Below are 19925 nucleotides of genomic sequence, written 5' to 3' on the forward strand. Positions count from 1 at the left end.
TGCGGCGCCCTTCTGTTTTCGGATAGCCCTAAGCAGCGCTGCGCGACAGCGCCCGCTGGTTGGAGCCGAAGATGGTGTCGCGTTCCGGCAGCGCGCCGGTCTTCAGGCACTCGACCCATTCGGCGGTCTTGAGCACGGCGGCGAAGCGCGACTGCAGGATGATCGTGACCACGCGGTGGATCTCCTCGGCCGAGGCGTAGCCGGCGCTGTTGGCGTAAGGCACCGAGCCGGTCGCATCCGACAGGAACTCGACGGCAAAGCCCATATGCACGGCGTGGATAATGGTCGACAGGTCGCAATTATGCGTCATGTAGCCGACCACCGTGATCGTATCGATGGCGTTGGCGCGCAGCCAGTCCTCGAGGTCGGTGCCGGTGAAGGCGGAGGGCAGGTTCTTTTCGACATAATGGTCGCGCTCACGCTTGGCGATTTCGGGATGCAGTTCGCCGCCATGGCTTCCCCTGGCGAAGATCGGCGATGTCTCGGGCGCCATCTGCTTGACGACCACCACCTTGATGCCAGCAGCAGTCGCTGCATCCATCGCCCGCGCCACATGGACGACGCTGTCGCGGAACGGCGGATGCTGGATGGCAAGACTGCCGCCATCATAGTCGTTCTGCACATCGACGACGATCAGCGCCCGGCGTGGCGTGGCGTGGGCTGGGTCAGACATGGTGTTTTCCTTTCCGGCTTGAATGCGATGGACCGAAAATAGGCGGACTCCCCGCCAGTCGAAAGTGGCCCGATTGACATCATTCGAAAGAATTGGGACAATCCGAATTCAACTGCCGGAAGCACCCATGACCGACCCGATCATTGCCGTACTCGCCTTCGACGGCATCAGCCCGTTCCACCTTTCCGTACCGTGCCTGGTCTTCGCAGAGGACAGGACGGCGCTTGGCCTGCCGCGCTTCGACTTCCGCATCTGCGCGGTCAAGCCCGGCCCGATCCACATCGAGGCCGGACTGACAATTGCCGCGCCGCATGGACTCGAAGGCCTCGACGGCGCCGATATCGTCATCATTCCGAGCTGGCATCATCTCGGCGAGCCGGCATCGCCGCCTCTGATGGAGGCGCTGCGCCGGGCGCACCAACGCGGCGCCTTGATCGTCGGCCTGTGCCTTGGAACCTTCGCCATTGCCGCGGCCGGGCTGCTTTCGGGCCGTCGTGCCGCGACGCACTGGGCCTATTCCGAACAGTTGCAGAAACTCCATCCCGACGTCGCCGTCGACGCTTCGGTGCTCTATGTCGACAATGGCGACATCGTGACTTCGGCCGGCGTCGCCGCCGGTCTGGACTGCTGTCTCCACATCGTGCGCGCCCGCTATGGCGCGGAAGCGGCACTCCGACTCGCCCGCCAGATCGTGCTGTCTCCGCATCGGCAAGGCGGGCAGGCGCAATTCATCGAGCATCCGGTGGCAAGAAGCGCCGATGCTGACCGCTTCACCCAGGCCCTGGACTTGGTTCGCGCGACGCTTGGCGAGACGCATAGCCTCGACAGCGTCGCCGAGGCCGCCGGCCTGACCCGGCGCACCTTTACCCGCCGCTTCCAGAAATCGATCGGCACCAGTTTCGGCGATTGGCTGACCAGCCAACGGATAGAACTGGCTCAACGGCTGCTGGAGGCGACGGAGAAATCGATGGACATGGTGGCGTTCGAAGCCGGCTTCGGCAGCGCCACCTCGCTGCGCCAGCATTTCGCCGCAAGACTTAGAACATCGCCGGCGCAATATCGGCGCGAATTCTCCAGGCGGGCCGGTCAGGACGAGCGCATGGCGTACGTCCTATCGTCCTGATCTGTTCAGCCTCGCTTGATCGCCCGCGCCGGATTGCCGAGCACCGTGGTGTTCGCCGCCACGTCGCGCGTCACCACCGCACCGGCGCCGACTATGGCGCCCTCACCGATGCTGACGCCGCCAAGGATGATTGCGCTGCCGCCGATCCAGGCATTGGCGCCGATCTCGACTAGCTTGGCGATCTCCAGTCCAGCTTGCCGCCCACTGGCCTCCTTGTGATGCTCGGCGCAATAGATCTGCACATTGGGACCGAGCAGCGTTCCCTTGCCGATGCGCACACTCGCTGTGTCGAGGATGGTGCAGCCGGCATTGAGAAAGACGCCGTCGCCGAGAAAGATGTTGAAGCCATAGGCGCAGTGGAACGGCGCCTCGATGCGGGCGCCCTCACCGGCGTTGCCGAGCAAAGTTTTCAAGCCCGGCCCGAGATTGCCGCGCTGCCGCGGCGGCAGGCAATTGTGCTCGAACACCGCGTCACGCGCGACAACACGCAAGGACTCCAGCTCATCATCGAGGCAGGTGTACCATTCGCCGGCCGCCATCTTCACGCGCTCGCTTTCGACCATGACGCGTCTCCAGTTCACGTCCTTGCAAAGCACAAGTGCGGCCAACAGAAAAGCGCCGATGCAAGTACTGGTCAAATATTGGACCTATGGTAGCCTGCCGTCTCAAAGGCCGTCCTGGCCCGGTCATCGAGGGGGATCGACCATGCTCTACATTCTCGCACTGCTGATCGGCGTCATTGCCGGTCTTCGCGCCATGACGGCGCCGGCTGCCGTTGCCTGGGGCGCTTATCTCGGCTGGCTGCCGGTTGCCGGCACCTGGGCGAGCTTCATGAGTCACTGGGCGGCTGTCGGCATCTTCACCATCCTGGCCATCGTCGAACTGGTCACCGACCAGTTGCCGTCGACGCCGAGCCGTAAAGTGCCGCAGCAATTCGGCGCCCGCATCGTCATGGGCGCCTTCACCGGCGCGGTGATCGGCGCGACAGGCGGTGCCACCATCGGCGGCTTGATTGCCGGCGCCATCGGCGCTGTCATCGGCACGCTGGGCGGCGCTGAAGCTCGCGGCCGGCTCGCAGCCGCCTTCGGCAAGGATCCGCCCGCCGCCTTCATCGAGGACGCGGTGGCGATCATCGGCGGTCTGCTGATCGTGGCTGCGGTGGCATGACGACGAAAACCTTCGACGCCATCATCATCGGTGCCGGACAGGCTGGCCCTCCGCTGGCCGGCCGGCTGACGGCCGCCGGCAGGAGCGTCGCACTGATCGAGCGCAAGCTGGTCGGCGGCACTTGCGTCAACACCGGCTGCATGCCGACCAAGACCATGGTCGCCAGCGCCTATGCCGCGCATCTGGCGCGCCGCGCCGCCGACTACGGCGTGACGCTCAGTGGCCCCGTCGGAGTCGACTATGCCAGGATCAAGGCGCGCAAGGACAAGGTGACGATCGACGCTCGCACCAATCTCGAGACCTGGATTGCCGGCATGGACAAATGCACCCTCTATCGCGGCCATGCGCGTTTCGAATCCGCCAACACGGTGCGCGTCGGCGACGATCTGCTGACCGCCGAAAATATCTTCCTCAACACCGGCGGCCGCGCCTCGGTCCCAGACCTGCCCGGCATCCACGACATCGACTATCTGACCAATTCCTCGATGATGAATCTCGACGTGCTGCCGCGCCATCTCATCGTCGTCGGTGGCAGTTACATCTCGCTCGAATTCGCACAGATGTTCCGCCGCTTCGGCTCGGAGGTCACAGTCATCGAAAAGAGCCCACGCCTGACCGGCCGCGAGGACGAGGACGTCTCTGCCGCCATCCTGTCGATCCTCGAAAACGAAGGCATCACGGTCCATCTCGGCGCCGACGACATCGCTTTCGCCAGACAGGGCCAGGACATTGCCGTGACCTTCTCCGCCGGCAAACCGCCGGCGGTCGGATCGCACGTGCTGCTGGCTCTGGGGCGGACGCCCAACACCGATGACCTCGGCCTGGAAAAGGCCGGCGTCGAGGTCGACAAGCGCGGCTTCGTCTCTGTAGACGACCAGTTGCACAGCAGCGTGCCCGGCATCTGGGCGATGGGCGACTGCAACGGCAGGGGCGCCTTCACCCACACCTCCTATAACGACTACGAGATCGTCGCCGCCAACCTGCTGGACAATGATCCGCGCAAGGTCAGCGACCGTATCGAGGCCTATGCGCTCTACATCGACCCGCCACTTGGCCGCTGCGGCATGACCGAGGCCGCGGTGAAGAAATCCGGCCGTCGCGCGCTGGTCGGCCAGCGGCCGATGACCCGCGTCGGCCGCGCTATCGAAAAAGGCGAGACGCAGGGCTTCATGAAGATCCTGGTCGACGCTGACACGAGGGAGATCCTCGGCTGCTCGGTGCTCGGCCCCGGCGGCGACGAGGCTATCCATTGCGTGCTCGACCTGATGTACGCCAAGGCGCCCGTCGACACGCTCGCGCGTGCCGTGCATATCCACCCGAATGTCTCGGAACTGCTGCCCACGATCGCCCAGGAACTGAAGCCGCTGGCTTGAGACCCAGCTTCCGGCCCCGATCAACCGAGCCCGGTCAATTTCGTCTCCAGCCGGCTCAGCAAAAGCACGGCCCCTTTCAATTCGCTCTCGCCAACGTCCTTGAGCAGATCGGCCCGCAGCACCGACAGCAGGCGCTCGATCTCGGTCACCCGCTTTCGCCCGGCATCGGTCAGCGACAGGATTTTCGCCCGCCTGTCGGCGGCGTCCTCGGCACGCGTCACCAGACCCTCTTCGACCAGCAGGTCGACGATGCGGACCAGCGACGGCCCCTCGAAGCCGAGATGATCGGCAAGCACGCCCTGGCGGAGATTGTCGCCGAGCCGCGACAGCATCACCAGCGGCATGGCGGTGGCGTGCGACAGGCCGCAGTCGTCCAACGCCTTGTCGGCTGCGCGCCGCCACAGCCTCGCGACTGATATAACGAGTTGGCCAAATCTGGCGCGATCCGGGTCTTGCCTGGGCATGGCGAAAAAGATAACATGCTATCTATTAGGATGCGATAAATTCTTTTCCCTGGCGAAGCCCCCGTCGCCGAACCGGAAGCCGGCCTCCATTGATCGCCCTACGGCCTTCTGGCCACCGCGACCACGAGACCTCGCCATCCGGGCAAGTGTGAGGATCAACATGTCAGATACCAACACCTCCGGCGGCGTCTGGCTGCTCGTTCTTTTCGGCCTGGTGCTGATGGTCATAGGCCTGCCGCTGCTCTATGGCGGCGTCCAGCTTATCGGCCTCGGCGGCTCCTGGTATTACGCGCTCGCCGGTGCCGGCATCATCGTTTCCGGCTTCCTCTTTGCCTTGCGTCGGCGCGCGGGTTTCTGGCTGTACATTCTCATTTTCGTCGCCACGGTTCCATGGGCACTCTGGGAGGCCGGCCTCAATTTCTGGCCGCTGGTGCCGAGACTGGTGGCCCCGGCAGTGCTCGCCGTGATCGCTCTTCTGCTGGCGCCGCTGTTCCCGTCATCGCGCAGTAGCAAGCGGGGGCCCTTCGCCCTTGCCGGTGTTCTCGTGATCGGCCTGATCGCCACCGCCGCCTATGCCTTCCAGCCGCATGGTGTGATCCGCAACACGGTCGCCGCCACTGAAGCGCCGACGCCGGCCGCGGCAGCCTCCAGCACCGACTGGCGCCACTATGGCCGCACGCCGGCCGGCACGCGCTATGCGCCGATCGACCAGATCACCAGGGACAATGTCAAGGATTTGAAAGTCGCCTGGACCTTCCGCACCGGCGATGTCCCGGTCAAGGGCGCCGAGGACCAGAACACGCCGCTGCAGGTCGGCGACACGGTCTACACCTGCTCGTCGACAAATGTCATCAACGCGCTCAACGCCGAGACCGGCGAGCCGCGCTGGAAATTCGACCCGAAAGCCTCGGCGCCGCTGTGGCAGCGCTGCCGTGGCGTCAGCTACTACGAGCCCACGGCCGACGCCACCGCGCCAGCGGCTGGTGTCAACGCGGCTGCCTGCGCCGGGCGCATCGTCATGACCACCATCGACGCGCGGCTGATCGAGATCGACGCCAGGACCGGCCAACCCTGCGCGGATTTCGGCCAGGGCGGCACCGTCGACCTCAAGCAAGGCATGGGCGAGGTCAAGCCCGGCTTCTATTTCCAGACCTCGGCTCCGACCGTCATGCGCGATCTGATCATGATCGGCGGCTGGGTCTGGGACAATGTCGAGACTGGCGAGCCTTCCGGCGCCGTTCGTGCGTTCAGCGCCAAGACAGGCGAGTTGATGTGGGCATGGGACCTCGGCAATCCTGATATCACCAAGCTGCCGCCCGAAGGCCAGAGCTATACGCGCGGCACGCCCAACGTCTGGTCGACGCCGAGCTATGACAACGCGCTCGGTCTCGTCTATCTGCCGACCGGCAACGCCACGCCGGACTTCTTCGGCGCCGAACGCAGCAAGGCGGCGGAAGACTACACCGCTTCGGTCGTGGCGCTCGACATCGCCACCGGCCGCGAGCGCTGGAAGTTCCAGACCGTGCATCACGACCTCTGGGACTACGACCTTCCCTCGCAGCCGGCGCTCTATGATGTGCCGGACGGCAAGGGCGGCAAGGTGCCGGCGCTGATCCAGGTGACCAAGCGCGGCCAGATCTTCATGCTCGACCGCCGCGACGGCAAGCCGATCGCCGAGGTGCAGGAAAAGCCGGTGCCACAGGACGGCGGTGCCAAGGAGGACTTCCTGTCGCCGACCCAGCCCTATTCGGTCGGCATGCCTTCGATCGGCGACAAGCCGTTCACCGAGGCAAGCATGTGGGGTGCCACCCCGCTCGACCAGCTCTTTTGCCGTATCGGATTCAAGAAGCTGCGCTACGAGGGCGAATTCACACCTCCCGGCTTGACGCGCTCGCTGCAATTTCCCGGCTATTATGGCGGCATGAACTGGGGCAGCGCCTCGATCGACGAGGCCAATGGCTACCTGGTCGTCAACGACATCCGCATGCCGCAATTCGTAGTCCTGCTGCCGCGCGCCGAGGCCGACAATTACGGACCCTCGGCGGCGCATGATGGTCTCGGCACTCAGCTCGGCACGCCCTATGGTGCGCTCAAGAACGGCTTCATGTCGCCTTTGGGCGTGCCCTGCCATCAGCCGCCCTATGGCACGATCAGCGCCATCGACCTGAAGTCGCGCCAGCTCGTCTGGCAGGTTCCGGCCGGCACGCTGCAGGATACAGGCCCACTTGGCATGAAGACCGGCCTGCAGATCCCGGTCGGCATGCCGTCGCTCGGCGGTCCGGTGACGACGGCGGGCGGTCTCGTCTTCTATGCCGGCACGCAGGACTATTATCTGCGCGCCATCGACGTCGCCACCGGCGAGGAGCTGTGGAAGGGCCGCCTGCCGGTCGGCGCGCAGGCGACGCCGATCACCTACACTTCGCCCGAAAGCGGCCGTCAGTTCGTCGTCGTCTCGGCCGGAGGGGCGCGCCAGTCACCCGATCGCGGCGACTACATCGTCGCTTATGCCTTGCCGAAGGCGCCATGATCCTGGAAGATTTGTTCTTCCTCGACGGATGATCAGCAGAACGGGGCGCTTGAGTGCTCCGTTTTCCATTGATCTACGGTTTCTGCATTGCTGCGTTGCAGCAATGTGTGTTGCGCGCGGGATAGCTCCTCGCGCAGTCTCAATTTGAACCGATTCAGTCTGGACGCCCCATGCCCTTGCCGATCCTTGCGCTTGCCATTGCGTCCTTCTGCATCGGCACCACCGAATTCGTCATCATGGGCCTGCTGCCCGAGGTCGCGGCCGACCTCGGCGTGTCGATCCCTTCGGCGGGTCTGCTGGTCACCGGCTATGCGCTGGGTGTCGTCTTCGGCGCCCCGATCATCGCCATGGCCACCGCGCATTTGCCGCGCAAGCCGGTGCTGGTCGGGCTGGCCGTGCTGTTCGTCGTCGGCAATCTGTTTTGCGCCATCTCGCCCAACTACTGGACGCTGATGGCCGCGCGCGTTTTCACCGCGTTCGGCCATGGCGCCTTCTTCGGCATCGGCTCGGTCGTTGCCGCCAGCCTGGTGCCGCGCAACAAACGCGCCAGCGCCATCGCGCTGATGTTCGCCGGGCTGACGCTGTCCAACATCCTGGGTGTTCCCGCCGGAACCGCACTTGGCGAAGCATTCGGCTGGCGCTCCACCTTCGTTGCCGTGGTCGGTATCGGCCTGATCTCGGTGGCAGCGATCGCCTGGCTGGTGCCGTCCGATGTCGCCCAGCCAAGCGGTGGCGGCCTACGCGGCGAGCTGCGCGTGCTGGGCAAGCTACAGGTCTGGCTGGCCATGCTGATCGCGGCGCTGACTTCCGCAAGCCTGTTCACCGTCTTCACCTACATCAAGCCCTACCTCACCGAGGTATCGGGCTTGTCGACCTCCGCAGTCACGTGGGTTCTGCTGCTGTTCGGCGCGGGCATGACCATCGGCAACATTATCGGCGGCAGACTGGCCGACTGGAAACTGATGCCGACAGTGATCGGCACGCTGCTGCTGATGGCCCTGCTTTTCGTTGGCTTCAGGCAGTTCGGCGCAATCGCCAGCGTTGCCGTCGGCATCGTCTTCCTGTGGGGCCTGCTCATCTTCGTCGTCGTGCCGCCGCTGCAGATCCGGGTCGTCGAGGCGGCCTCCGAGGGACCGAACCTCGCCGCCACGCTGAACCAGGGCGCCTTCAATGTCGGCAATGCCAGCGGCGCCTGGATCGGCGGCGTGGCCCTTTCCGCCGGTGTTTCCTATGCCAATTTGCCGCTGGTCGGCGCAGCACTCGCTTTGTTGGCGGTCACCGTCGCCGTGCTGTCGCAGGCGCTGGACCGGCGCGCGCCGGTCATCCCGCTTCCGGCTGAATAGCCTCTTGCGCCCATAGCGCGGCGGGCTGGACCAATCGACATAGGCGCTTTCAAATCGCATGTCTTCTGGTTCTTGATGGAGGAAGTCATGCAGAAATCGATCGAGCGCATCGCCGGCGAAAGCGAAGGGGTTTCCTACGAATTCCCGCTGTTCCGCTTCACTGGTTTCGACAAGGCTGCTCCTTCGGCCTATCTGCAGGCGGCGCTCCATGCCGGTGAGTTGCCGGGCGTCGTCGCCATCGACGCGCTGATGCCGATGCTTGCCAGGGCGGAGGCCGAAGGCCGCATCAAGGGCAACCTCACCGTCGTGCCCTGGGCCAACCCTGTCGGCCGGGCGCAATATCATTTCGGCGAGCATCAGGGCCGCTTCCATCTGGGCACGCGCACCAATTTCAACCGCGGCTTTCCACTGCTCGCCGCGCCCGACACAGCGCTCTTGCCCGACACCACCCTTGGCAGCGTCGACCAGCGGCTGAAGACGCGGCTGGTGCAGCTGTCGCTCGGCCATGACATCGTGCTCGACCTGCACTGCGATGACGAGGGCCTCGCCTATCTCTACGTCCACACCAGCCTGTGGCCTGATATGGCCGATTGCGCCGCGGCCATGGGCGTCGACGCGGTCGTGCTATGGAGCGAGGACACCGACGGCACCTTCGAGGGCGCCTCGATCATGCCCTACCAGAATGTCCCAGCTGATGTAGCCAAGCTCGACCGCCGCGTCGCCACCACGGTCGAATATCGCGGCATCCTCGATGTCGACGGCGCCCTTGCCGCCTCTGACGCCGACGGGCTCTACCGGCTGCTGGCGGCACGCGGCGTGATCGCCGATAGCGCCCTGCCTGCACCTGGCCCCTTCACCGGCGTCGTGGCGCCATTGGAGAACATCGACATGATGCCGGCGTCTCGGGCGGGTGCCGTGCTCTACGACGTGAAACCCGGCGACCGCGTCGCCAAGGGCGCGCGCCTAGCCACCATCGTCCATGCACCGGGTGAAACCGATGGCCGCACCGAAGTGTTTGCGCCGCAGGATGGCATCATCCTGACCCGCCGCTCGCGCCGCATCATCCGCGCCGGCGAGGATCTCTTGAAGCTGGTCGGCGACAGGAAGAGCACCGACGCCCGGTCGGGGACGCTGGAAGATTGAGAAAGCTTTGCCTCGTAGTTTGCCGAAGCACTCAATAGCTTCGTCATTCTAGGGCGAAGCAAGGAGCGAAGCGACGCGGCGCAGACCCTAGAATCCATGCCGCGACTTCAAAGCGTCGCTACGTTCAGAATTCTGTTCCGCTGCGCCCTTCAACTGAGGTCGCGGCATGGATCCTCGGGTCTCCGCGACGTCGCTTCGCTCCTGCTCCGCCCGTGGATGACGAAGTTGCGAGGCTTCGGCCAATCCCAAACCCGTTGCATGCAGCATCACCGCCTAGCCCGAAATGGCCTGCCTAGCCTTCGCCTCCAGCCATTCGGCCATCTGCCGGTAAGGCACCGGGCCGTGGCTGATGCGGGCGACACCCAGTTCCGCCAGTCGCTGACGCGGCGGCACATGCGCCAGCGCGATGATATTGACCGGCAACGCGATTGCCTTGCAAAGCGTCTCGATCAGGTCCTCATCGCCAAGACCCGGCGCGAAAAAGCCGCTCGCTCCGGCCTTTTCATAGGCCTGCGCCCGTTCGATCGCCTGATCGAGCAGCGCCTTGTCATGCGCATCCGGCTTCGCCTTGAGAAAGATGTCGGTCCGGGCGTTGAGAAAAGCCGGTATACCCGATTCCTTAACGGCCGCCGCCGCGGCTTCGATGCGTTTTACCTGAACAGCGATGTCGTGCAGGCCGCTGCCACCGACAACCTGGTCTTCGAAATTGAACCCAACAGCGCCGGCCTGCAGCGCCGACGTTACCGTGCGAGCAACAATTTCCGGGTCGACGCCGTAGCCGCCCTCGAGGTCCATGGTCACCGGCAGGTCGACGGCAGTGACGATGCGCTTGATGTTGTCGAGCGCCAGCTCCAGCGGGATTTTCTCGCCATCGGCATAGCCGAAGGCGGCCGCCACCGGCCAGCTTCCGGTGGCGATCGCCTTGGCGCCCGCTTTCTCGACGATCTTGGCCGAACCCGGATCCCAGACGTTGTAGAGAACGATCGGGTTTCCCTTGACGTGGAGGGAATGGAACGTCCGCGCACGCTCGATCTGCTCGGTCATGATTGTTTTCTCGTCTTCCTGCTGTTGATGAACATTCTACGCGCCATAGCCGGCTCTGGCGATGTACCATGAGGCGCAGAAGCGACAGCCACCGCAGGCTTTTCAAATCAGTTGCGCATCCGGTTTTTCGCGGCTATGGATTTCGCCATGAACATGCGTTCGATCAAGACCATTTGGTGGTGGGCCTGCTGACAGCGGCCTGTTCGAACACGTGCGCGTGAAAAGAGAGGGTGGCCGCAACGGAAAGTCCGGGCGGCCATTTGTTTTTTCCAAGCCATTCCCGGGTCCGTTGCCCAAGAAGCTGATGGAGACGGCAATGACGATGAAGGTTCTGGAAAACGGCGCGGAAAGTTTCGTGACCGCGGGTGGCATAACCATCACGCGCGCGCGCCACGACCGGCCCTATGCAGGTGCGATTGACGCCTATGTCGACGGCCTGAATTCGCGCCGCGGTGCGGTGTTTTCCTCCAATTATGAATATCCCGGCCGCTACACGCGCTGGGACACCGCTATCATCGATCCGCCGCTGGTCGTCTCGGCGCGCGGCCGTGCCATGCGCATCGAGGCGCTGAACCGCCGTGGCGAGGCGCTGCTGCCGGTCATCGGCAAGGCGCTCGCCAGCCAGGCGGATGTCACCATCGCCGAGACGTCGAAGACACTCATCCGCCTCGATGTCGCCAAGCCCGGCCGTGTCTTCACCGAGGAGGAGCGCAGCCGCGTCCCTTCAGTCTTCACCGTACTGCGCGCCATCACCGCTCTGTTCAAGACCGAGGAAGACGCCAATCTTGGTCTCTACGGCGCCTTCGGCTACGACCTCGCCTTCCAGTTCGATCCGGTCGAACACACTCTCGAGCGCAAAGAGAGTCAGCGCGACCTGGTGCTTTTCCTGCCCGACGAGATCCTGGTCGTCGACCATTATTCGGCCAAGGCCTGGACTGACCGCTATGACTATGCCGGCGAGGGTTTTTCGACTGAAGGGCTGCCGCGCGACGAAATCGCCGAGCCGTTCAAGAGCCCCGACCGCATCCCGCCGCGCGGCGATCATGAACCCGGCGAATACGCCGATCTGGTGCGCAAGGCGATGGATTCGTTCAAGCGCGGCGACCTGTTCGAGGTCGTGCCCGGCCAGATGTTCTACGAGCGCTGCGAAACGCAGCCATCCGAGATTTCGCGCAAGCTGAAGGCAATCAACCCCTCGCCCTATTCCTTCTTCATCAATCTGGGCGAAGGCGAATATCTGATCGGGGCCTCGCCGGAAATGTTCGTGCGCGTCAACGGCCGCCGCGTCGAGACCTGCCCGATCTCGGGCACCATCAAGCGCGGCGACGATGCCATTTCGGACTCCGAGCAGATCCTGAAACTGCTCAACTCGAAGAAGGACGAATCCGAGCTGACCATGTGCTCGGACGTCGACCGCAACGACAAATCGCGGGTCTGCGAGCCGGGTTCGGTGCGCGTCATCGGCCGCCGGCAGATCGAAATGTATTCGCGTCTGATCCACACGGTCGACCACATCGAAGGCCGGCTGCGCGAAGGCATGGATGCTTTCGATGCCTTCCTGTCGCACGCCTGGGCGGTCACCGTGACCGGCGCCCCGAAATTGTGGGCCATGCGCTTCATCGAGCAGAACGAGAAAAGCCCGCGCGCCTGGTATGGCGGCGCGATCGGCATGGTCAATTTCAACGGCGACATGAACACCGGCCTCACCCTGCGCACCATCCGTATCAAGGACGGCATTGCCGAAGTGCGCGCCGGAGCCACATTGCTGTTCGACAGCATTCCCGAGGAAGAAGAAGCCGAAACCGAACTGAAGGCATCCGCCATGCTCTCCGCCATCCGCGACGCCAAGACAGGCAATTCCGCCAGCACCGAGCGCACCACCGCGCGCGTCGGCGACGGCGTCAACATCCTGCTGGTCGACCACGAGGATAGTTTCGTCCACACGCTGGCCAATTATTTTCGCCAGACCGGCGCCAACGTCTCGACCGTTCGCTCGCCAGTGCCGGAGGAAGTCTTCGACCGGCTGAAACCCGATCTCGTCGTGCTGTCGCCCGGCCCCGGCACGCCGAAGGACTTCGATTGCGCCGCAACCATCAAGAAGGCGCGCGCCCGCGAACTGCCGATCTTCGGCGTCTGCCTCGGCCTGCAGGCATTGGCCGAGGCCTATGGCGGTGAACTGCGGCAGCTGCACATACCGATGCACGGCAAGCCGTCGCGCATCCGCGTCTCCAAGCCCGGCATCATCTTCTCGGGCCTGCCCAAGGAAGTCACCGTCGGCCGCTACCACTCGATCTTCGCCGACCCGGTGCGCTTGCCCGACGATTTCATCGTCACGGCCGAGACCGAGGACGGCATCATCATGGCCTTCGAACACCGCAAGGAGCCGATCGCCGCGGTACAGTTTCACCCGGAATCGATCATGACGCTCGGCCACAATGCCGGCATGCGCATCATCGAGAACATCGTCGCCCACCTGCCCCGCAAGGCCAAGGAAAAGGCCGCCTGACGATCATGGCCGAAGCCGAGAACACGATGGCGATCGCGGCCAAGGCGGCCGCGAAGCGCAAAATCGCCAATCTCGCCTTCTGGTCGATTATCGTCGCTTTTGTCGTGCTCGCGCTGAAGGCTGCCGCCTGGTACGTCACCGGCTCCGTGGCGCTCTACTCGGACGCCTTGGAATCGATCGTCAACGTCATTGCCTCGGTTGCAGCCTTCTGGGCGATCCAGGTCAGCCACAAGCCGGCCGACCAGGACCACCCTTTCGGCCATCACAAGGCCGAGTATTTCTCGGCGGTGCTGGAAGGCGTGCTGATCGTGCTCGCCGCCCTTTTGATCCTCAACGAGGTCTGGCGCCACTGGCAGACCCCGGCACCGCTCCAACAGCCCTGGGAAGGTCTTGCCGTCAACGGCGTCGCTACAGTCATCAACGCCTTCTGGGCCTGGACGTTGATCCGCGCCGGCAGGGCGGAGAAGTCACCGGCGCTGGTTGCCGACGGCAACCACATCATGACCGACGTGGTCACCTCGATCGGCGTCTTCGGCGGCCTGGTCGGAGCGATCCTGACCGGCTGGCAGATTCTCGACCCGGCGCTTGCCGTTCTCGTGGCGCTGAACATCCTGTGGCAGGGCTGGCATGTCATCGGCTCGTCGATGAACGGCCTGATGGACCGCGCAGTCGATACGCAGGAGCACATGCGCATCCGCGACGTCATCTCGGCCAATTGCAAGGGCGCGCTCGAGGTTCACGACCTCAAGACGCGCATCGCCGGCCGCGCCACCTTCATCGAGTTTCACCTGGTCGTCGATGCCGACATGTCGGTCGGCGCCAGCCATGTCATCTGCGACCGGATAGAGGACGCGCTGAAGGCCGAAATCCCCTCGGTGCGCGTCACCATCCATGTCGAGCCCGACGACGAGGCCAAGCTCCCCAAGGGCACGACGGCCGTGCCGTTTGCGTGATACCTCACCACGTCTCGATTGAGAGATCTTTGATGCGCTCGAATTCCCGGACATTGCGGGTCATCAGTGTGAGGTTCCGAGCGCGCGCTTGCCCGCCGATCAACGCATCGTAGGGACCGATCGGAGTTCCCAACGTCGCAAGCATTGCCCGAATCTCGCCGGCATGTCTCGCGTCTTCCCGGTCAAATTCGAGCACTGGGAACAGCAGCGCTTCGATGCGCGCCAAATTTTCGGGCCTTCGCTGGCTCTTTTCAGCACCATAGTACAATTCGTGCACCACTATTGCCGAGAGGGCAAAGTCCTGCGGCGTGCGCTGTTTGAGTAGCGCCAGCAGACCCTCATCGCCCTTGATGACCGCGATAACGGCATTGGTGTCGAGCAGGTAGATCACTTGAAGACGTCATCCAAGGCGGGTCGATCCTGGCCGTCCTGACGTTCTAGCGCTCCCTCGACGAAATCGTTATCAAGTGGTCCGATCACTTGGTCGAGCCACGCCCAATCCTGTGCAAGCGGCTCCAGGATGACGGTCTGTCCGTGACGGCGGATCGAAACCTCGTCTGTTTCGAAACGGAATTCCTTGGGCAGGCGTACAGCTTGTGACCTCCCCGACCAGAATACTTTTGCTTTTTCCATCGTGCTATCCTCAAACGAGATATAGCAAAGATATATCCCCTCATGACGACGTAGACAAGTCCGGGCTCACCGCACACAGGCCGATTGGGGCATTGGCTGCAGCCGATAGACCTTGTCGTCGGATTTGGTCTTGCCGTCGGCGGCCTTCGAGCACAGGTCGACGATCGCGAGTGCGCTGTTGGGATTGGCCAGCATCATCGTGCCGTCGGCGCCGCGCTTCAGGAAAATCTCCTTCTGCGCGATCTCGCAGGAGAAATCGCTCATCTTCGAACTCGCAGCGCAGCGCCACTGGTCGGCCTCGCCCTGGCAGGAATAGGCCTGCGTCATCTCAGCCGATTTCTGCCGTGTGGTAACGGTGACGGCAATGTCAGCGCCATCAGGCCAGTTGGCTGCGTCGCCCCCTGAAGCAAATGACGCCAGTTCGACCGGGCCGCGGAAAACCCGGATCGACTGCGTCAACTGGTCTGGGTGCGAGCCGAGATGCGCTGCATCGTAATCGCGGCCATAGCAGAACGCCTGGTCCGGCTTCAGTCGCTCGCGCAGAGGCGGCCCAAGCGCGGGGTCGACTGGATCGATGCGCGAGAACTCCGCCTTGCAGGTCGCGGCCGGCATTGGGTCGAGGCGGAAATTGTCGTCCTCCGAACCCAGCGCCTGCCTGTCATATTCCGCTGCGCCCAACTCATCTTCCGAATCGGCATCGAGATAGATGTCGGGCTGCAGATCCGAGACGAACAGCCGACCCTTGTCATCGACCTTCAGCGACGCAAGCGTCCGGTCGCATTCCATGCCGCAATGGACCGGGCCTGTCTTGCCGTTCTCGGACGCATGATTGCACCAGCCACCGGCCCATTCCGGCGACTTGGCGCCGCGCACGGTGGTGGCGATGAAAGCATTGTAGGACGTGTCGGAATTCGCGGTCGGTTCCTCGTTCGGCCGGCTGACCGGATCATGGCCGTAGTAGAAGAAGATCCGCGCCACCTTCTGCTTCGGGTGCGCCTTGAGATGCCCCGCATCATAGACGCGGCCGAAACAGGCATCAGCGCCGTTCGGACTGAGTTCGGTGAGCTTCAGCGCATCGTCGGCGGAGGCCGGTCCGGCAAGCAAGCCAAGCAGCGCCGCGCCAAACCCGGCGCCGGCGACTGTCTTCCATTCCCCTGCCCTGAACGCCATGTGATCTCTCCTCCGCATCGACAGGACGCGACGTCAATTTATGCTAGTATTGCGGCCGCAGCCACGCAATTCGCGGCGGGCCGCCAAGCGAAGGAGGATGCCATGCGTCGGCGCGACATGTTCCGCGCGGTTCTTGCCGGAACCGGAACGCTTCTTGGTTTGCGGGCAGCACAGGCAGCCGCCACCGAGCCCACAAGGCAAAAAGTCGCCTACCACTTGAGCGACACCGACAAGGTCAATTTCGTGCTCGGCAACATCAAGAACCACTATGAGGGCACCGGCGGCAATGTCGACATCGTGCTGGTCGTGCATGGTCCGGCCTTGGCCAGCTTCAAGTCGAAGGGAATATCGGCCGCTATTTCCGGGCGCTTCGCCGGCCTGGTGCGGCAGGGGCTGGAATCCCATGCTTGCGCCAACACCATGCAAGGCATGGATATTTCGCTCCCCGACCTGCTCGCCGGGTTTCATGCCGCCGACAAGGGCGGCGTCGTCAAGCTCGCCGAACTGCAAGGCCAAGGTTACGCCTATCTGCACCCGTAGAGCGGTTTGTTTGGCGCAAATTCCCCAAGGGAAAGCGCTACTCCTTTTCCCGGGAAACCGTTTCACACGTTTCCTTGAATTGCTCAAAGGCTTGAACAACGGGGTGGCAAGGGCCTACGAAGGACAGGCAGACGTCCCGGAGGAAAAACCGTGCCAGCCACCACACTCAGCATACCCGATCTTGCCGGCAAGGCGGTGCTGGTCACCGGTGCGTCGACCGGCATCGGAGCGGCGCTCGCGCTGGCCTATGCAGCGCAGAAATGCAAGGTGGCGCTGCACTACAATTCGAGTCAAGACGCCGCCGAGAAGCTCGGCCTGGCGATTGCCGACAAGGGCGGCGAGGTGTTCCTCGTCCAGGGCGATTTCTCCGTTGCCGCCGATGTCGAACGCGTCGTCGAGGATAGCGCGCAATATTTCGGCCGCCTCGACGGGCTGGTCAACAATGCCGGCGGCATGCTTGGTCGCATTCCCTATGCCGAGCAGACCGAGGCGCATTACGACGCTGTGATGGACCTCAACGCCCGTTCGGTGCTGACCGCTTCGCGCAAGGCGATCCCGTGGCTGAAGAAACAGGGCGGCTTCATCGTCAACACCTCCTCGATCGCCGCCCGCAATGGCGCCGGCGGCGGCGCCGGGCTTTATGGCTCGGCCAAGGCCTTCGTCTCCAATGTGACGCGCGGCATGGCCAAGGAACTGATCGGCTTCGGCATCCGCGTCAACGCGGTGGCGCCCGGCACTATCCTGACGCCGTTCCACGAGCGCTATTCGACCGACGAGCAGATGAAGGGCATGATCGCTACCATTCCGCAGGGGCGTGCCGGCACGGCGCAGGATTGCGTCGGCGCCTATCTGTTCCTGTCTTCCGATCTTCTGAGCGGCTACATCACCGGCCAGGTGATCGAGGTGAATGGCGGCCAGTTGATGCCTTGAGCTGCTATCGGCATACTGGCGATCTGCATGTTCTTGTCGAAAACCTCAAAGGGAGACAACGGAATGTACGGACTGATCGGCAAGATGCGGGCGGCGCGCGGCCAGCGTGACGCGGTCATCGACCTCCTGCGCGCCAGCACCGGCGCCCTGCCGGGTTGCCTGAACTACATCATCGCCCGCGACCCCGCGGATGCCGATGCGATCTGGGTCACGGAAGTGTGGACCGACGCCGAAAGCCACAAAGCCTCGCTGCAGCTTCCCGAAGTCCAGGCAACGATCGCCAGGGCGCGGCCGTTCATCGCCGGTTTTGAATTCCAGGTCGAAACCCACCCTGTCGGCGGCTTCGGCCTGGCCGACGGCAAGACGGGGTGATCTGTACGCGCGGATGCCGAGGCGAGGTTCGCACCTTTGGTACAATATCGACAGGCCAGTTCATTGCACTCCACTTGCAATGCTCTGAAAATGGACTAAGTTCTGTGGACTAAGTCCATTTAAGGCACCTGCGATGCAGACCGTGAACATCCACAATGCGAAGACCAATCTTTCACGTCTCGTTGACCGAGCTGCCAACGGTGAGTCGTTCATCATCGCCAAGGCGGGCAAACCATTGGTCAAAGTCGTGCCTATCGATCAGCCGGCCTCGTCGCAGGCGCGAAGGGTCGGTTTTATGGCCGGCCAGTTCTCCGTTCCCGACGATTTCGACCGCATGGGCGGCGAGGAGATTGAACAACTGTTCGGTGTCAAAACTTGAAACTGTTACTCGACACCCATTTGCTGCTGTGGGCGGCTGGCGAACCGGATCGGCTAACACCTGCGGCTCTGGCCGAGATTGAGAACCCAGAGAACGAATTGCTGTTCAGTCCTGCCAGCCTTTGGGAGATCGCAATCAAACGAGGACTTGGACGGGATGATTTCCAGGTCGACCCCCGTTTGCTCCGGCGAGGCCTATTCGACAACGGCTATCACGACTTGCCGATCACCAGCGAACATGCCCTCGCCATCGGCGGACTTCCGGCGATCCACAAGGATCCCTTCGATCGAATCCTGGTCGCCCAGGCAACCGTGGAGGGGATTACCTTGCTGACGATAGACGATCTTGTCGCCCGTTATCCTGGTCCTATCCGAAAGCTCTGACACCTTTGGTAAACTGCGCGAATCGCGCATCACTCCCTTTTTCGGCAAAGCGGGGGTTCGCATCGTCCCGCTTCAAGTCTAAGACCGAAACATGGATTCCTCGGCCGAGCAGCCATCCCCGGACCTGCCCACACTCGAACGCATGGCGCGGATGCGCAAGCTCTGGCAGTGGCTTGCCCTGCTGGTCGTTTCCCTGCTGTTTGCCGGCGCGCTGGAACTCGCGGCCCTGCCGGCGGCGCTGCTGATCGGGCCGATGCTGGCGGCCATCGTCGCCGGCACCAATGGCGCCACGGTGCGCGTGCCGCGCCTTCTGTTCGGCGCCGCCCAGGCGATCGTCGGCTGCCTCGTCGCCGCGTCGATCTCGGCCGACATCTTTCCGGTCTTCTACAAGGAATGGCCGCTGTTTCTCGGCGTCGTGGTGGCGACCGTCACGGCCTCCAGCCTGCTCGGCTGGCTGATCAGCCGCTGGCGCATCCTGCCCGGCACCACCGCTGTCTGGGGCTCGTCGCCGGGTGCGGCCACCGCCATGGTGCTGATGGCCGGTGCCTTCGGCGCCGACCAGCGCCTCGTCGCTTTCATGCAGTATCTGCGCGTCATCTTCGTCTCGATGACGGCAGCGCTCGTTGCCAAGATGTGGGTCGACACCTCGGGCGTCGAAATCCCCGCCATCGTCTGGTTTCCGCCGATCGATGCCCAAGCCTTCGCCGCCACCATCGGCATCGCGTTTATCGGCGGCTTGGCGGGAAAGCTGTGCCGGCTGCCTTCGCCCTTCTTTCTCGGCACCTTCGTCTTCGGCACCGTCGTCCATCTCGGCTTGGGCGTGGAAATGCAATTGCCGGAATGGCTGCTGGCCGTCAGCTACGCCATGGTCGGCTGGTCGATCGGGCTGAATTTCACCAGGGCGATCCTGCGCCATGCGACGCGCGCCTTGCCGCAGATCATCGCCTCGATCGTGGCGCTGATCGCCTTTTGTGGCGGCCTTGCCTTCATGATCAGCCATCTCCTGGGCATCGATCCTCTGACCGCCTATCTGGCGACCAGCCCCGGTGGCATGGACAGCATCGCCATCATCGCCGCCGCGGCGCAGAACGTCGACATCTCCTTCGTCATGGCGCTGCAATCGGCACGCTTCCTGATCGTGCTACTGGTCGGCCCGAGCGTCGCGCGGCTGGTGGCCAGAAGCGTCAGGCAATAAGCAGCGA

The 19925-nt window shown here is 63.7% G+C and carries 21 protein-coding genes; 14 read left to right on the forward strand and 7 right to left on the reverse strand.

The features are described from left to right. Positions 1-28: 28 nt before the first annotated feature. The gene (locus NKH52_RS12070; protein WP_352730075.1) at positions 29-673 is read right to left on the reverse strand and encodes a cysteine hydrolase family protein; all 645 of its coding nucleotides are present in this window, start codon (positions 671-673) and stop codon (positions 29-31) included. Between the two features lie 127 nt (positions 674-800). On the opposite strand from NKH52_RS12070, the gene NKH52_RS12075 reads away from it, so the two are divergent. Continuing rightward, entirely contained in the window at positions 801-1796 is a 996-nt protein-coding gene (locus NKH52_RS12075; RefSeq protein WP_352730077.1) for a GlxA family transcriptional regulator, read from the forward strand. Between the two features lie 5 nt (positions 1797-1801). Here the strand turns inward: NKH52_RS12075 and NKH52_RS12080 are convergent, their stop codons facing one another. Further along, positions 1802-2359, reverse strand: coding sequence for a sugar O-acetyltransferase (locus NKH52_RS12080; RefSeq protein ID WP_352730079.1), 558 nt, complete (start codon positions 2357-2359; stop codon positions 1802-1804). Between the two features lie 142 nt (positions 2360-2501). Between NKH52_RS12080 and NKH52_RS12085 the strand changes: the two genes are divergently transcribed. Together NKH52_RS12085 and NKH52_RS12090 are read left to right on the forward strand one after the other, a co-directional pair. After that, positions 2502-2963, forward strand: coding sequence for a membrane protein (locus tag NKH52_RS12085; RefSeq protein ID WP_023809876.1), 462 nt, complete (start codon positions 2502-2504; stop codon positions 2961-2963). After that, the gene (locus NKH52_RS12090) at positions 2960-4336 is read left to right on the forward strand and encodes an FAD-containing oxidoreductase (protein WP_352730081.1); all 1377 of its coding nucleotides are present in this window, start codon (positions 2960-2962) and stop codon (positions 4334-4336) included. Before NKH52_RS12085 ends, NKH52_RS12090 begins: the two co-directional genes overlap by 4 nt. A 20-nt stretch (positions 4337-4356) precedes the next feature. Here NKH52_RS12090 and NKH52_RS12095 read toward each other — a convergent pair whose 3' ends face one another. After that, complete coding sequence (locus NKH52_RS12095; protein WP_352730083.1) at positions 4357-4800, reverse strand: MarR family winged helix-turn-helix transcriptional regulator; 444 nt, start codon at positions 4798-4800, stop codon at positions 4357-4359. A 160-nt stretch (positions 4801-4960) separates the two neighbouring features. Between NKH52_RS12095 and NKH52_RS12100 the strand changes: the two genes are divergently transcribed. From NKH52_RS12100 to NKH52_RS12110, 3 genes are all read left to right on the forward strand, one after another. Beyond that, positions 4961-7327 (forward strand): membrane-bound PQQ-dependent dehydrogenase, glucose/quinate/shikimate family, encoded by a 2367-nt coding sequence (locus tag NKH52_RS12100; RefSeq protein ID WP_352730085.1) that lies wholly within the window; start codon positions 4961-4963, stop codon positions 7325-7327. A gap of 170 nt (positions 7328-7497) precedes the next feature. Beyond that, complete coding sequence (locus NKH52_RS12105) at positions 7498-8670, forward strand: MFS transporter (protein ID WP_352553386.1); 1173 nt, start codon at positions 7498-7500, stop codon at positions 8668-8670. A gap of 87 nt (positions 8671-8757) precedes the next feature. After that, positions 8758-9813: a succinylglutamate desuccinylase/aspartoacylase family protein gene (locus NKH52_RS12110; protein WP_352730087.1), complete on the forward strand. Its 1056-nt coding sequence runs from the start codon at positions 8758-8760 to the stop codon at positions 9811-9813. A 273-nt stretch (positions 9814-10086) separates the two neighbouring features. Here NKH52_RS12110 and NKH52_RS12115 read toward each other — a convergent pair whose 3' ends face one another. Continuing rightward, complete coding sequence (locus NKH52_RS12115; RefSeq protein ID WP_352730089.1) at positions 10087-10857, reverse strand: isocitrate lyase/PEP mutase family protein; 771 nt, start codon at positions 10855-10857, stop codon at positions 10087-10089. Between the two features lie 316 nt (positions 10858-11173). Between NKH52_RS12115 and NKH52_RS12120 the strand changes: the two genes are divergently transcribed. Further along, positions 11174-13363, forward strand: coding sequence for an anthranilate synthase (locus NKH52_RS12120; protein WP_352730091.1), 2190 nt, complete (start codon positions 11174-11176; stop codon positions 13361-13363). Positions 13364-13368: 5 nt separating this feature from the next. Next, positions 13369-14316 (forward strand): cation diffusion facilitator family transporter, encoded by a 948-nt coding sequence (locus NKH52_RS12125; RefSeq protein WP_352730093.1) that lies wholly within the window; start codon positions 13369-13371, stop codon positions 14314-14316. Positions 14317-14320: 4 nt separating this feature from the next. On the opposite strand, the gene NKH52_RS12130 is transcribed toward NKH52_RS12125, so the two are convergent. The 3 genes from NKH52_RS12130 to NKH52_RS12140 all read right to left on the reverse strand — a co-directional run bounded on the left by NKH52_RS12130 (position 14321) and on the right by NKH52_RS12140 (position 16119). Beyond that, positions 14321-14707: a type II toxin-antitoxin system VapC family toxin gene (locus tag NKH52_RS12130; protein ID WP_352730094.1), complete on the reverse strand. Its 387-nt coding sequence runs from the start codon at positions 14705-14707 to the stop codon at positions 14321-14323. After that, positions 14704-14949, reverse strand: coding sequence for an antitoxin (locus NKH52_RS12135; protein WP_352730096.1), 246 nt, complete (start codon positions 14947-14949; stop codon positions 14704-14706). Before NKH52_RS12135 ends, NKH52_RS12130 begins: the two co-directional genes overlap by 4 nt. A gap of 66 nt (positions 14950-15015) precedes the next feature. Next, entirely contained in the window at positions 15016-16119 is a 1104-nt protein-coding gene (locus NKH52_RS12140; protein WP_352730098.1) for a hypothetical protein, read from the reverse strand. A 102-nt stretch (positions 16120-16221) separates the two neighbouring features. Here NKH52_RS12140 and NKH52_RS12145 point away from each other — a divergent pair, with 102 nt between their 5' ends. The 6 genes from NKH52_RS12145 (at position 16222) to NKH52_RS12170 (ending at position 19918) form a co-directional block, all read left to right on the forward strand. Then, entirely contained in the window at positions 16222-16659 is a 438-nt protein-coding gene (locus NKH52_RS12145; RefSeq protein WP_023809884.1) for a DsrE family protein, read from the forward strand. 150 nt (positions 16660-16809) lie between these two features. Continuing rightward, complete coding sequence (locus NKH52_RS12150; protein WP_352730100.1) at positions 16810-17589, forward strand: SDR family NAD(P)-dependent oxidoreductase; 780 nt, start codon at positions 16810-16812, stop codon at positions 17587-17589. 63 nt (positions 17590-17652) lie between these two features. Next, on the forward strand, positions 17653-17961 hold the full coding sequence (locus tag NKH52_RS12155) for a putative quinol monooxygenase (protein ID WP_352440346.1): 309 nt from the start codon (positions 17653-17655) through the stop codon (positions 17959-17961). A gap of 133 nt (positions 17962-18094) precedes the next feature. Beyond that, positions 18095-18340, forward strand: a complete 246-nt coding sequence (locus tag NKH52_RS12160) for a type II toxin-antitoxin system Phd/YefM family antitoxin (RefSeq protein ID WP_352730102.1) — start codon at positions 18095-18097, stop codon at positions 18338-18340. After that, positions 18337-18723: a type II toxin-antitoxin system VapC family toxin gene (locus tag NKH52_RS12165; protein ID WP_352730104.1), complete on the forward strand. Its 387-nt coding sequence runs from the start codon at positions 18337-18339 to the stop codon at positions 18721-18723. The genes NKH52_RS12160 and NKH52_RS12165 overlap by 4 nt, the downstream gene beginning before the upstream one ends. 91 nt (positions 18724-18814) lie before the next feature. Next, positions 18815-19918 carry an AbrB family transcriptional regulator gene (locus NKH52_RS12170; RefSeq protein WP_352730106.1) on the forward strand — a complete coding sequence of 368 codons (1104 nt, stop codon included), beginning with the start codon at positions 18815-18817 and terminating at the stop codon, positions 19916-19918. The last annotated feature ends 7 nt before the right edge of the window (positions 19919-19925 follow it).

This window comes from Mesorhizobium sp. M1066 (genome assembly GCF_040318635.1).
In the GTDB taxonomy this organism is placed as follows: domain Bacteria; phylum Pseudomonadota; class Alphaproteobacteria; order Rhizobiales; family Rhizobiaceae; genus Mesorhizobium.